We start from the raw sequence: 14,747 nt of genomic DNA, 5'->3' as shown, positions 1-14,747 counted from the left end.
CAAGGTTAATTGCCGATTTCCGTATGATGCCACGGTTATTCTTTAGTCTGCTGTGTTTCCAGCGCCTTCCCGAGGATATTCAAAAGCCCCACCGCGACGGCCATGCCCCTACGCGCATCTCTTGAGATCGCTTGTTTTCCGATGGTCAGCAACGAAGGTGGCTCTTTCTCTGCATCGGCGATGACAGAGTGAAGCTTGTCCGCATCGATTGAGCTGAGACGGTTGCTGAACATGAGAGCAATCCGAAGCGCGGTTACCAATTCCTTTGAGCTGATCACATCGACAACACGATCTACTACAGTATCACCAGCATTGAGCAGGCCGTTCAGAAGATCAATGACGCCTTTCTCATGAAGCCTCTGCAGCAAGTCGTAAGCTGCGAGGATGGCCTCAGCATGCTCAACAGGAGCATGCTCGATTCTGCGAATGAGGTCATCGCGAGAATTGCTCGGTGTAAATACCCTGAAATCGACGGCCTTCGCCATTGTTCTTCCCTCCTCCGCCTACTTCTGCGTTTGAATTTGAACCAATTGTTCTGCACCCGGCATTCGGTAGTCTTTCCGCTTCCACTTGCGCTCGATTTCAACTCCAGTCTGTGGTGTTGGCTTGCCCGAGTAGCGAAAGTTCAGCCGTTTCAGTGGGTTCGTTCCTCGTTCCGGCAATACCTTAATATTGACTGCCGTCTCCTTATAGGCGGGAGTATTGGTAGCAGGATCCGCATGTGAACCCGTGAGGACGTTGATGGGACCTTCTCGCGAGAGAAGCGGCAGGTAAACCTGTTTTCCATGAACCCGATGCGTCACGAGCGTCTTAATCACCAGCGAGCCGTGACGACTCGTAACTCGTACCCAGTGTCCAGATTCTATGCTACGTTCTTTGGCCAACTCCTCTGAGATTTCCAGGAATCGCTCCGGAGTCTCTTCTCGAATGCCCTGAATGCGATACGTCATATTGCCTTCGTGAAAATGTTCAAGCAGACGCCCATTGTTGAGAAAGAGGTCGAAATCTTTATCAGGCCTTTCAGTTGGTTCATTGAATGTTACTGGATACAATCTCGCTTTTTTGTCAGGAAAAGCAAAGCCGTTGAGATAGAGGATTGGTTGATCTGTGCCGTCTGCTGCAACCGGCCACTGCAGAGTCTTATAACCTTCGAGCCGTTCGTAATTGACCCCTGCGTAAAGTGGCGTCAATGAGGCCAACTCATCCATGACTTCTGACGGATGCTCGTATCTCCAATTGGCTCCCATACGATTGGCAATATCCTGTGTGATCTTCCAGTCAGCCCTACTATCACCTAATTCCGGCAATGCCTTGTACAACCTTTGAATGCGCCTTTCTGTATTGGTAAAAGTGCCGTCTTTCTCAAGGGCGGGAGCGCCAGGAAGCACAACATCGGCATAGCGACAGGTTTCAGTAAAGAAGATATCCTGCACGACAAAAAAGTCCAGCTTCTCGAATGCTCCGGCAACGACGTTGGCATTCGAGTCAGCCGAGATCATGTCTTCCCCAGCCAGATAGATCGCGCGCAATTTCCCATCGTACACCGCGTCTACCATCTGGTGGTTATCCAGACCTCGCAGGGAAGGGAGCTTAACTCCCCAGCTCTTTTCGAAACGTTCGCGGATTCCTGGATCATTGACATGTTGGTAGCCAGGGTAGTTATCCGGCATTGCACCAATGTCACTTGCCCCCTGTACATTGTTGTGGCCACGCAATGGATAAGCGCCGCAACCTGGGCGCATATAATTGCCTGTCACCAGAAGCAGATTCGAAACGGCGGTCGATTCGTCAGAGGCGGTCGTATGCTGTGTAATTCCCATGGCCCATAGAATGCACATGCTTTCGGCAGTTGCAATCTCCTGTGCCACTCGTTGCAATGTTTCAAGAGGAACTTCACAGATCCTCGAAGCGTAATCAATCGTGAAAGGTTCGAGACTCTTGCGGAACTCATCGAGACCGTTCACCCACTCCTCGATGAAATCTATTTTGGCGTGACCGTTATCGAACATGTATCGGCTCATGGCCGAGATCCAGACCAGATCAGTACCCGGACGCGGACGAAAGTGAATGTCCGCCCTCTCTGCCATCTCGTTCGTGCGGGGATCAGCAACGATCAGGCGTTGACCATGCAGCTTGTGAGCACGTTTGACGCGCGTAGCCAGCACAGGATGGCTCTCTGCAGTGTTTGCGCCGACGATCACAACCAGAGCTGAGCTTCCAATATCTTTGATGGAACCGGAATCGCCACCGTATCCCACGGTCCTGAATAATCCCATCGTTGCTGGAGACTGGCAGTAGCGAGAACAATTGTCGACGTTGTTCGTCCCAATAACGGCACGCGCAAACTTCTGCATTAGATAGCCATCTTCGTTGGTGGTCTTCGACGAGACAATCACGCCGATCGAGTCTGGGCCATATTGCTGCTTGATGCTGGACAATTTCGTTGTGACTAGATTCAAGGCCTCTTTCCAGTCAGCCTCGCGGAAGTTGCTCCCCTCGCGGATGAGTGGCTTTTGCAGGCGATCTGGATGATTCACATAGTCCCAGCCGAACTTGCCTTTGACGCAAGTGGAGATCTGATTCGCATCACCGTGCAATGGGACAATCTTCAGAATCTTGCGCTCTTTGGTCCAGACATCATAGCTGCACCCAACGCCGCAATAAGTACAAACCGTTTTTGTTCTCTCGATGCGTTCCTCACGCATCTTCGCTTCGGTCTGCGAAACCTGCATGATCATGCCATAACCCATTTCGGGCTCGACCGCTTTGACTACCTCGATCATCTTGTTCAAGGCGTCTTTCGGCATACCGCTAAGGTAACCAGCTTCACCCAACATAGATTTTTCCATCAGCGCATTGCAGGGACACACCGTCACGCAATGGCCGCAGGAGACGCAGCTTGAACCGGCAATCTGCATACCCCCATCCCAGAGAACACGTGGATGCTCCAGTTCCCAGCCAATTGACAGCGTCTCATTGACCTCGACGGTCTGGCAGGCTTGTACGCACTGTCCGCAAAGAATGCACTGACTGGGGTCGTAACGATAGAAAGGGTTGGACATGTCCACTTCATACGGCTTCGGCTTGAAAGGATGACTCTGGTGCTGAACATTCAGAGCAAGCGCTGTATTGTGAACCCTGCAGTTCTCATTATTGTTGTCACAGACCGTGCAATAGAGCATATGATTGCCGAGAATCACGTCAAAGGCTTCGGCACGCGCATCCCTGGCGCGCTTTGAATCCGTAACTACCTCCATGCCGGAACTAACCTTGATACCGCAAGCGCGAGTTATCTTTCCATCGACCTCTACCAGGCAGGTATCGCATGTCTGAATCGGCCCCATGAGCGGGGAGTGATAGCAGATATGCGGAATTTCCTTTTCGCGGAGTATTGCTTCAACCAGCAGTTCCCCATCGCTCACGCTCGCAGTATGTCCATCAATGGAAATACTGACCATTTTGCTTCGATCACTCAGTGGATTCATTCCGGCTGCAGTTGTGCTCAGGGTCATATGCAACTCCTTGCTTCAATCGACGAGTCACGGAAAGTCAGGCTTTGACTATACGATGTTCTGTTGCAACTTTGGACTTAGAAATAATGAGGACAGTCGCGGTGTCGGCTATTGACGAAGAAGTTCCCATCTGGTCTGGGCAGAATGGTGATTATTACCTATTGGCTTGGCAATAATAATGGCAATCGATAACTGTCGCGACGCGCTCGCTGTTTGTCCAGACTTATTGCTCGGGAGCGTCGGTCCGGTGAGGTGCGGCGCCGTTTTGCGCGCGTGTCCTGAGCAGTTCACAAGCTTCCATCTCTTTCCTGGCGTCTGCCGGTCGCCGAGCAGCAGTATATGCTTCAGCCAACGCCTGATGGAATTTCTCACTGTTCGGCGATAGCTTGACCGCCGATTCGAGCGCTGGAATCGACGCGGCTATGTCCCCGCCTTCGAGTTCCATCTTCCCGAGATCGAAACGCGAGTCTGCGTCACGTGGGCTAAGCTGAATCGCAGTTCTGAGTTCCTCGATCGCCCTCTGCTTCACTCCCTGATGCCACAGCGTCTCTCCCAGGAAGCGATGCACCTCGGAAATCTCCGGATGCGCCTTCTCCAGTGCTTCCAACCGTTCTCTACCTGAGTCGACCTGGCCCGTCCTGACCATCGATTCCGCGTAGGCATACTCCACCTGGGGAACGAGGTCGGCCTTTCCGATCACAGGCTGGAGGGTCTCAATGCAACCATGATAGTCGCCGGTCATAAATTGACTAATAGCCAGAACGCTGCGTGCGCCATTATCATCCGGGTACGACTTCAGATAGCGAGACACGGGCAGAATGGCATCCGCAAATTGTGACCCTGCAAACGCTGCTCTCGCCCAATTGTAGTCAAGACCCTCCAGCGAGGGATTCCACGCAGCGGCACGTTTGAAATATGTAACAGCGCCCGAATAGTCGCTATTCGTTGCTGCGAGAGCTCCTAGGTTGTTATAACTATCGGCTACAGCAGGCCTGACCTGCTCTTTCATCGCTTCGACCTTCTGCATTGCCAACGGATCCAGGTTTGAAGCAGTGAGGGAAACCCCGGCTTCCGACTTAGGAGCTTGAACATCGTGGACATCCGACGCATCCAGCAATCCCGCCAGCTTGTCTTTGTCCTGTGTTAGCGTTTTGTTGGCCAGTACTCGTGCAGTCTCCATCTCCGCGTGAGCCGCATCATGTTGTCCCTTTTGCATCAGCAGTCTACCTAAAAGAAAATGAGCATTCTGTACTTGATACCGATTCCTTGAAACATCCGCTGTCAGCCGGATGCATTGACGAAGAGCTGTTTCCGCCTCGGCTGGGCGGTTCGCTTCAAAATACATCTGACCTAGGTACAGATAGGCGTCTGGATTTTGCGGATCAAGTGAAATCGCCTTTTGCAAGTATGTTTCAGCCTCAGAGTATTTCTTGCGATTCACGGCAATCTTACCGAGCGCTGCGTACGTCTTTGAATCTTTTGGAGAAATAATCAGTTCTTTCTTCAGGTCCGTTTCCGCCGCCTCCATGTGGCTTTCGTCGCCACCGGTCGCCAGTAGGATCGCAGCGAGCGAATAGTGTGCACTTGGCAAACGCGGATTTTCCTCAATCGCCCGCTTGAATTCGGCTGCTGCTCGTGACTGAAAATCCGAGTCGCCGTATGCACGCCCGAACGCCATGTGAATCTCTGAAGTATCTCCAAATGATGCCTGCATCTCGCCGAAGATCTGCACGGCACACTTTTCGTCCTCAAGGTCAAGACAAGCCACGGCAAGGTCATAACCATTGGCAAAGGTTGGATCCAGCGCTACAGCTGCCTCCAGCTCCTTCCTTGCTTCCTGATCTTGATTCAGTTTCAGAAGAGTCCGTCCAAGCACCTGATGAGCCTGAGCGAGTTGCTCACGATCGCCCGTGTATTTTCGTATATATTCCGTCGCCAACGTCTTGGCATGAGCAAACTCTCCCAGCATGAATGCCGTTCGAGCGTAATCCAGAAGCAAAGACCGGGAATCACTATCTAGGGCTAGAGCTTCGTCGAACAATGGAGCTGCATTTGAATAATCCTGCGCCAGCCCATACCCGATCGCCAACTTACCCAAGGCATCAGCAAGAAACGCACGATATTGCTCCGCTGCCTCGCTGAGCTTGCCCGTCCGCTGGAACTCCTGCGCTGCATCGTAATGCTGCTGCAATGATCCGGTTTTGACGGACTTGCTATTCCCTGTCTGCGCACCATGGGTCGCAACAGAAAACACTGTGAAACACAGGCATATTCCAAGAGGGTTGCGTCGGAGCGGCATGATGAAGCCAACACTCGATGGGCGGTCTTCCATCGATTTCACATCGTACCACCCAGTGGTGCACCGCAAGCACAGCAGATGCCATCTCCCCAATGCCCGGCGACAGCAGCTCTGACTGTATTGAAGAATCCTCAACGGATGAATGTCATTCGCCTTCCACATCTGGAAAAAAGAGGAAAGGTGAGCGATTCGCTCACCTTCCTCTTGAGAGGCGTTCTAGAAGAAATACTTCACATTCAATTCGATGATGCGCTGGTAAGGAGCGCCGGTCTTTGTGTCCATAACACCGAAGGTGCTGGTGTTATAGTTTCGCGTGATGGTTTTGCTGGCGTAGTCCACGTTGTAAGCCAACGAGAGTGGGCCTCCGCTCAGGGTACTGAAACCCGGGAGCGGATGGTTCAGCCAGTTAAAGGCGCTGGCCCGGAACTGGATCTGCTGCCCTTCACGGAAGGGCAGGGGAAACGACCTGTAAAGTGCCAGATCGTTATTAAAGTAGGCACCGGCACTCATGTAGGGGAATTTCTGACCTCCCTGCGATCCCACCGGCGGCGCAATAAAGCAGTTTCCATTGATACGTTGGTAGTGCTTAAGATCCGCGGTTGGATTGCAAGTCAGTGCGGGGAGAATCGGGACAGGAGCGTCCGTCCCGAAGTATGCTGCAGAACCAATACCACTGGTAATGCCCTGCGCCTTTGCATCCGCTGGCAACCCGGTATACGTTAGTCCCAGACCAAAGTTCGGCACGCCATTTCCAAGCGCAGCGGGAATGTACCCGCCTCCCTGCCACGTGGAAATGCCGGAGATCGTCCAATCTCCCAACAGCCCATTGACGAACCGATTGAAGTTATTGATCTTCCCTGTTTGATAGGTATAGGAGGCATTGAAGACAAATGGCCGGTCAACCGCGGTCGGGCCGTAGTTCAGGTTAATATCAAACGGATTTTCCTGCAGGCTTGAACCTAGCGTTTTCGACCAAGTCCCATTCAAGTTGAAATTGACGTGGCCGGCTGTCTTGATCCACGCCACCTGCAATGCGTTGTAGTTGGTGTAAGAGATGCCTTGATTCATATAGGCGGAAGCGGTGCCATATGCATAACCATAAGGATGGTAATCTGCCGCCTTGTTTCCGGTAGAGGTTCCGCCGCCGTTGCCAGGATTCGTTCCCAGGTTTTCCGGATTGGTGGAGAGCACACCGGTGACTGGGTCAGGTTGGAAGAACGCTCCGATCGGAGTTTTGTTCTGATCGGCGAGTGCGGCAAAATTACTGCCTTCAATGCCCTCGCTATTATCGGAAAGCTGGCTGGTTTGGCTCCCAACGTATGCAATATCGAGCACAGAATTCCACTTCAACCTCTGGTCGACGGTTAGATTGTAGGCATACGTCAGCGGTTGACTATAGTCGCTTGGATCGAAGCCCGTCTGTGATCCGCTTCCGCATTGAGATGTGCAGGGTTTATATGCCAGTTGGTTGAGTTGCGACAGCATGACGGTCTTTTGACCGGGCAGGTTATAGTTCAGCACGTGCTGTGCGGTTACCAGCGGACCGGAAACATCATTCACCTGCGTGACGAAACGGTAGGCGCCCCATCCGCCTCGGATAACGGTGTTGCCGTCTCCGTGAAGGTCATAGGCAAGACCTATTCGCGGATCGAAATAGGCAAAGCGGTTCGGCTGACCGCTAAGCGGAACACCCGCATCAATGGCGTGCCAGTAGTATCCCGGAGCGTACTTGCCCGCGTTGAAGTCAGGCAATACTCGGTCAGGATAGAAAACAGCCATACCGACGCGACCACGGTCATACCAATGACCTATGTGCTCAACGCGCGCGCCTAGCTCCAGCGTCAGGCGCCGAGTTGTTTTCCAGGTATCGGCCACAAAAAATGCCGTTGCCTGGTAGGCCGTGTCCGCAATCGGAGACGAATCGTTTTCGCTGTAACCCGTCAGCACACCCATCGTAAAGTTGGCCACAGGGTTATTCGGTGAACCAAGCTGATTCCCAGTAAAGATATTCGGCGACTGACCTGCGCGAACCGTGAGATTTCCATCCTGGTAGGTGCTGAAAGTACTCTGGAAATTATCGGTGTTCTGCGTAAATCCGCCCATCTTCACCGTGTGAGCGCCCCAGACCTTGGTCAACACATCATTGAACTGAGGGGCTTCCTTCTTAACCGCATACTGACCTGGAGGGTTCTCAAAGATAGAAGCCTGCGAGAAATCTGGAAAGCTGGCCGTCCCTGCACTGCTGTAAGCCGGTATGTTGAGCGATTTGGTCTGAAAGACCTTGCCGTAAGGATAGCCCAGCGTGGTCCGGCTGGCCGCTGATGGGTCTGGCTGGACAAACGGGAAGCTGCCGAAGGCCCAGGCCGCCATGAAGTCGTTGGTGGTTGTGGAGTTGAAGTTGTGTACGAAGTGACCCGCGATCGATTTGCCGTAGAAAGCCTCGGATTCACCGCCGCCAGGGTAGGGGATGGCATTACCAGGGGTCCAGTACAGGTGTGCACCATTACCCTGCGCCAGTTGCGAATCGTATGCCTGCTGATAGGACCCGTAAATCTTTGTATTTTCCCCGAGTTGATAGTCAATCCTGAAGCGGTAGATCCAGCCGTTATTCAGGTTCGGAATAGGCTCAAAGTAGTTGTAACCACCGGGAGTCGTCGCCGGGTTCGCGTTGGCCTTTGGCCAGATTTTGGCCAGCGCCTGTGCGCCTGGATCGATGAATTGCGCGGGAATCTTATTACCGGCGTTCGCAGCAGCGGAGGTATTCACCGGAATACTGCTGCCGTCCGGAAAGACCGTTCCGGAAAGATCATTGCACCATGCGCCCTGAGGATAGCTTGACTTCGGAGTCGCGAAAAATCCCTGAGGGCAAAGGGCTTGGTTATCTGCATTGTCGTTAGTGAAGTCTCCAGCCATCATCTCCGGACTGGGGATGTAGGACTTCAGCACGTTCGCGTTGCCCTGGTTCTGCAGCCACCGCTCATAGCCTCCCCAGAAGAGGAGTTTCTTGTTGGTACCAGGCACTGGGCCGCCAAAGTTTCCACCTGGATAGTAGTAGTGTTGTGACCCCTGTGGGATTCCCTGATGGTTGCTCTGCCAGTCGTTCGCATTCAAAACGCTGTTCCGCGCATCGAAGTAAGCTTCGCCGTGATACCGATCCGTTCCCGATTTACTGATGGTGCTTACCACTACCGGACCAAATGCCGTATCGGCGCCGAAGTTCGACGCCTGCACACTGACTTCCGCAGTCATTTCCGGATTGACAATCGAGACAGACGACGCCATGTTGCCCGGGTCAATGATGTTGGCACCGTCAGCGAGCAACGCCGTGCCGCCGCGATTCACGGCGCCGTTAATGTTGATACCGTTGCCGATCGCACTTTGCTGAACTGACACGTTGAGATCGTTGTACATCGGACTGTTTTGAGTCAGACCCGAGGAGACCGTTGTAGCGCCCGGTAACACTTTCAGCAGTTCTGTCGTGTCACGGCCCACAAGAACCAGGTTATTGATTTGTTTGGAGTCCAGGACATTCGTGCGCTGTCCGCTATCCGTGGAAATTATCTCAGAGGCCGCACTCACTGTGACGGTTGTCAATTCAGAGCCAACGGTTAGCGTGAACGCCGGAATCGTTCGTTGGTCTCCGGCGTGCAGCATGATTCCAGTAATCTCCTTGACTTGAAAACCCTTGGCGTCGACCTTCAGCGTGTAGGAATCCGGGACAAGCGCAGGAAACGCATACAATCCCTCGGCATTCGTCTGAACGACGCGTGATGCGGAAGTCGATTCATTGATCAGCGTTACCTGGGCGCCCGGAATCATGCCGCCCGAGTTATCCTGCACAGTCCCCGTCAACTGGGCCGTGGTCTGCGCCTGGGTTAGCGGTCCTCCGACAAGGAACAACGCTAGTCCGATGAGAGAAAAGAGCCAGTGACCGACTCTGCAGTGTTTTCGCAGGTCTTGCTTTAGTCCTCGCCGTATAAGAGCGCCAGATATCCCATTCATTTTTTGCCTTGCCTCCTGAAGATTTCGCTAACAAACGAGCCCTCCGCGCGGAAGCTCGATCTCCTCTTTTTCTCGATTCACGAGATCCCACTTTTGTTAGCGACCGAAACTATAGATACAGAATTTAGACACTGTCAAGAGTAAAACTTATTTTTGCTGGGAATACTAAGGCTTTCTGCAGGATTATCGTTCTGTATGCAGCCGCAATCAACTCTGCTTTTATTACATATGAGCGGGGCATTTCATCACTGAATAACGGCTTGATCCTGCTTCCTTACGGAGAGCTGCATTTAGAATCGATGAAACCGTTAACATCAGATAATTCGTTTTATTTAAGATTCATACGTGCTGTGGCTTTGAAGCGGGCGGCCGCGATCCTTATCTCTCTAGACCCAGGTTCATAATTTCTTTTGCATCACAAACAAATTGCATTAGACTTGAGACCTTATCTGCTCGTAGAAAGCATCGCATGCTGGTACTCTTCCTTTTCTCCGGTAGATATCTCGGTTGTCATCGAGGTTGGGAACGCTTTATCGCAGTCTTGGGCGTGGGGGTTCAGGAGATTTGCGACACGACAGGCATGGCATAAGACTCATCGATCTGGCTGAATTGCAGCTCGCTTCGAGTGAAACAGCCCGGATCATCAACCGGGATATCGTCCTCGAACTCATCCGGGCCAGCCAGCCTATTTCCCGCGCGGACCTGGCGCGGCGATCGGGCCTTGGCAGGAGCACGATCTCGCAAATCGTCGAGCAGCTCATCGGTGAAAATTGGGTGCGCGAAGGCGCAATGGGTTCGCTTCCCCGAGGACGCAGACCAACAATGGTCGGGCTGAACGAAGATTTGGTGGCGATCGCGGTCGACATTCATCCAAAACAGGCGAGCGTCGCACTCGTGGACCTGAATGGGCGATTGCTTTCGCGTTGGCCAGTGCCGCTTACGTCGGATCCGGAAGCCTCTATGCGACTGATCATCGACTGCATACAGCGAATGCACCACAATGCGCCGCGCAAATCGACAGAGGGCATCGGCATCAGTCTGCCCGGAAGAATTAACCCCACCACACAGCGGCTGATATTTGCCCCCAATCTGAAATGGGCAGACTTCGATATCAAGAAACTGGTCGAGACGAGGATGGGCATGCCCGTCATGATGGAGAATGATGCAACTGCCTGCTTGCTCGCAGAACTTACCTTCGCGCGAATGGATGGAGTACGCGATGCCGTGCTGGTCGCAGTCGCCGAGGGTGTCGGAACCTGCGTTCTTACCAACGGACAGTTAGTCGCCGGTCATAACGGAATGGCGGGAGAGTTCGGCCATGTTCCTATCGATCCCAATGGTCCTCGTTGCGGATGCGGAAAGAAGGGGTGCTGGGAGGTTTTCAGTTCGAGCCGGGCCGCCTTGCGTTATTATCGGGAGCTTCGACCGAAAGGACCTTCTGTCCCATTTCAGGAGTTGCTCAATCTCGCAGAGGGAGGTGATTCGGCTGCAGCGCAAGCCCTCACCATGCAGGCCACGTGGATTGGCCGCGGACTGCGGACAATTATCGCCGGCGTTTCCCCAAGCATGATTCTGATTGCGGGCGACCTCACATCCACTTGGCATCGTTTTGGACCGGTGATCGAGAAAGAGGTTGCTACTCTCACTTTGGCCGGTACTCCGCCTGTGATCAAGCCGACTCATGAAGGCGAAATCGCTCGGCTGCGTGGTGCTGCAGCTCTCGTGTTTCAACGAGGAGCGCGTCGAACAAACTCGACCTCCGAAACGTCAAGCACAACTGAGTCCGCGTGATGCCATGATCGGCGCCCAACGGGTCAGGTGTCTAACGGAGTGTTGCCGGATGGAACGACTGTCTGGGTTGGAATCTTTCGTGCGGGCTTCGTCTCTACTTCTCTGCTGCATACTCTTTTTTGCAGCCGAGTGTGCCGCGCACTCTCAGGCTTCCTCTACTGCGTCCAGATCGTCTTCTGCTACTCAATTAGATTGGAATCGCCATTGGGTAGGTTCCTGGGCGGCCTCTCAGCAGATTCCGGAGCCGGATAATGCTGTGCCACTCGAAAGTCTCAATCACGCAACGCTTCGACAGATCGTGCATCTCTCCGTTGGCGGCTCCATGATCCGAGTGCATGTCTCGAATGCTTTCGGCACTTCCCCGCTACATCTCATTGCGGTACATGTTGCGCGCCCGATATCGCCAGCTACGAGCCGCATCGACCCCGACTCTGATCACGCTCTTACCTTCAATGAACATTCCGATGTTCTGATCCCGATGGGCGCCGAGTACATCTCTGATCCACTGAACTATCCAGCAGCAGCGTTGTCAGATCTCGCGATCACCATGCAGATCGAGGCAACACCTGGCCAGGAAACCGGTCATCCAGGCTCACGTACTACTTCATATCTGTTCAGCGGACTGCCGGCCTCTGCAGGCGATCTGCCGTCCGCGCAGTCGATCGATCATTGGTACTTTCTAGCAGGCGTTGATGTGGCTGCTTCTTCCGAAACATCCTCTATCGTGGTACTCGGTGATTCAATCACCGACGGACACGGCGCAACGACGAACCGCAATGACCGCTGGACAGATGATCTGGCCTCACGGCTACAGCACTCAGCATTTGCGAACACAATCGCTGTTCTCAACGAAGGCATCGGCGGAAACCGTCTACTCGCTGACGGACTCGGACCGAATGCTCTCGCGCGCTGCGATCGAGATGTCCTCGCGCAAAACGGCGTCCGCTATCTCATCGTGCTCGAAGGGATCAACGACATCGGCACATTGACCCGCACCGCCGCAGCCACGAAAGCACAGCACGAAGACCTTGTGCAGAGGATGATTGGCGCTTATCAGCAGATCATCATGCGCGCCCATGAACACGGCATCAAGGTCATTGGAGGAACTATCATGCCGTTCATGGGGTCTGCCTTTTACCACCCTGATGATGCAAACGAGTCCGACCGGCAAATGGTCAACGCATGGATTCGAGCGGCAGGGCACTTCGACGCGATGGTCGATTTCGACAAGACCATGGCAGATCCGGCTCATCCCGATCGCCTGCGTCCGGATTACGACAGTGGCGATCACCTGCATCCGTCTCCCGCGGGCTATCACGCCATGGCGGATGCAATTCCGTTTTCGCTCTTCCAGAAATGACAAACGAGAAACCTACAAGGCGAAGAACATCCCGTCGCGCGAACAAATAAGCACAGCCCAGGACCTTTAAAACTTAAGTGCACGCATAAAGATGGAGATTCTGATGAACACTGAGCTACAACGCTTTCATCGAGGACGACAAGTACATCGATCGACGTGGGTGACCGGCCAGCATCTCTTTGGATGTTCTGCCATTGCTATCGCTCTACTGTTTTCAATTGCGTCCCGTGCCCAGAGCACGACCGTGTCCACTCCGGTCACATTCACTGCGGATCAGGATCATCAGAACATGATGGACCAACTCGGTATCAAGGCGCTTCGGCCCGGTCCAAGCGGAGACGAAAAGGCTCCCAATCATGCTAACTATGACGAGTCCAAGGCAAACCCATTTCCGACTCTCCCCGATCCGCTGACGCTCAATGATGGCGAGAAGGTAACGACAGCCAAGATGTGGTGGGAGAAACGTCGACCGGAAATCGTTGACATGTACGAGAAGTACGTCTACGGGCGAGTTCCGCATGATGTGCCCAAGGTGACATGGACGGTCAACGCAATCGATCACGAAATGATTGGCTTCAACCCCGTCATCGCAAAGGATCTGATCGGGCAGGTGGACAATTCTTCCTACCCCGAGATCAGCGTAAAAATTCACATGACCCTTGTATTGCCTGCTGCCGCAAGAGGCCCAGTCCCGGTTTTAATGATGTTTGGCCGGGCCGGCTTCCCGTCTCCCAACGAGCCCTCGGCGGATGACATGGACCGCGTCAACAAAGCCTGGAAGACATTACTCGTGCAGCAGGACCCGTCTCTCAAGGAAGTGTTCGAACAGCACCCAGCGTGGGATCTGGTCAAGCCCACACCTTTCCAGTTTCCGCAACGAAACGAAGATGGCGACTCGCCGAATACGTGGCAGTTGATTGCGGCAGGATGGGGATTTGTGCTGTTCGACCCCGCGAGCGTTCAGGCTGACAACGGCGCGGGGATCACGCGAGGCATCATTGGGCTTGTGAACAAAGGACAGCCGCGCAAGCCCGAGAATTGGGGCGCGTTGCGCGCGTGGGCATGGGGAGCCAGCCGCGGACTCGACTACCTTGAAACGGATCCTGCTGTAGACGCGAAACACGTTGGCATCGAAGGCGTCTCGCGTTATGGCAAGGCCGCACTTGTGACAATGGCCTTCGACCAGCGATTTGCAATGGTGCTGGTTGGCTCGTCTGGCAAGGGTGGAGCCACCCCCCTGCGCCGCAACTATGGAGAAGCAGTGGAAAGCCTGACAGGGGGCGAATATTACTGGATGGCCGGCAACTTCATGAAGTATGGCGCATCCGAAGCAACATTCGGCACCAAAACGCCGGGGGATATTCCTGTCGATTCCAATGAACTGATTGCGCTCTGCGCCCCGCGTCTCACATTTATCAGTTATGGCATCCCCGAAAAAGGTGATGCGCATTGGCTCGATCATGAGGGAAGCTTCATGGCAACAGTCGACGCGAGCAGGGTGTTTGAACTTCTAGGCGCAAAGGGTCTGAAAGTAGAAGGAGACTATCACACAGCAAAGATGCCGCCAGTAAATCAGGGCATTCTTGATGGTCAACTTGCCTGGCGGCAGCATGACGGCGGCCACACCGACGCGCCCAATATGAAGTGGTTTATCCAGTGGGCCGACAAGTTCATCGGCCACACACCTCCGCAGTAGTAATCGCTGGCAATGTTAGGAATCGGCAGAGTTCAGATCAGTTTCTAAGCTTGAAAGGATCTTAGAGATGCTACGCGGCATTGCTAT

General features: G+C 53.6%; 7 protein-coding genes. 3 read left to right on the top strand and 4 right to left on the bottom strand.

Translation table 11 applies throughout. From position 1 onward, the window contains the following. Nucleotides 1–35 precede the first annotated feature (35 nt). The 4 genes from H7849_RS06310 to H7849_RS06295 form a co-directional block, all read right to left on the bottom strand. Nucleotides 36–485: a helical membrane plugin domain-containing protein gene (locus tag H7849_RS06310; RefSeq protein ID WP_186745066.1), complete on the bottom strand. Its 450-nt coding sequence runs from the start codon at nt 483–485 to the stop codon at nt 36–38. An 18-nt stretch (nt 486–503) separates the two neighbouring features. Next, entirely contained in the window at nt 504–3,512 is a 3,009-nt protein-coding gene (gene fdhF / locus H7849_RS06305) for a formate dehydrogenase subunit alpha (RefSeq protein ID WP_222439776.1), read from the bottom strand. Nucleotides 3,513–3,735: 223 nt separating this feature from the next. After that, nucleotides 3,736–5,844, bottom strand: coding sequence for a tetratricopeptide repeat protein (locus tag H7849_RS06300; protein ID WP_251106790.1), 2,109 nt, complete (start codon nt 5,842–5,844; stop codon nt 3,736–3,738). Nucleotides 5,845–6,027: 183 nt separating this feature from the next. Next, a complete protein-coding gene (locus H7849_RS06295) occupies nt 6,028–9,813 on the bottom strand; it encodes a TonB-dependent receptor (protein ID WP_186745062.1) in 3,786 nt (1,261 codons plus the stop codon). Nucleotides 9,814–10,377: 564 nt separating this feature from the next. On the opposite strand from H7849_RS06295, the gene H7849_RS06290 reads away from it, so the two are divergent. The 3 genes from H7849_RS06290 (at nt 10,378) to H7849_RS06280 (ending at nt 14,660) form a co-directional block, all read left to right on the top strand. Further along, nucleotides 10,378–11,604: an ROK family transcriptional regulator gene (locus tag H7849_RS06290; RefSeq protein ID WP_251106648.1), complete on the top strand. Its 1,227-nt coding sequence runs from the start codon at nt 10,378–10,380 to the stop codon at nt 11,602–11,604. 256 nt (nt 11,605–11,860) lie between these two features. Then, nucleotides 11,861–12,964, top strand: a complete 1,104-nt coding sequence (locus H7849_RS06285; RefSeq protein ID WP_251106647.1) for an SGNH/GDSL hydrolase family protein — start codon at nt 11,861–11,863, stop codon at nt 12,962–12,964. Between the two features lie 103 nt (nt 12,965–13,067). Next, on the top strand, nt 13,068–14,660 hold the full coding sequence (locus tag H7849_RS06280; protein ID WP_251106646.1) for a glucuronyl esterase domain-containing protein: 1,593 nt from the start codon (nt 13,068–13,070) through the stop codon (nt 14,658–14,660). The last annotated feature ends 87 nt before the right edge of the window (nt 14,661–14,747 follow it).

The organism is Alloacidobacterium dinghuense (genome assembly GCF_014274465.1).
GTDB classification, from domain to species: Bacteria; Acidobacteriota; Terriglobia; order Terriglobales; family Acidobacteriaceae; genus Alloacidobacterium; species Alloacidobacterium dinghuense.
Note: the sequence above shows the minus strand (reverse complement) of the source record. Positions and strands in the feature narration are given on the sequence as shown.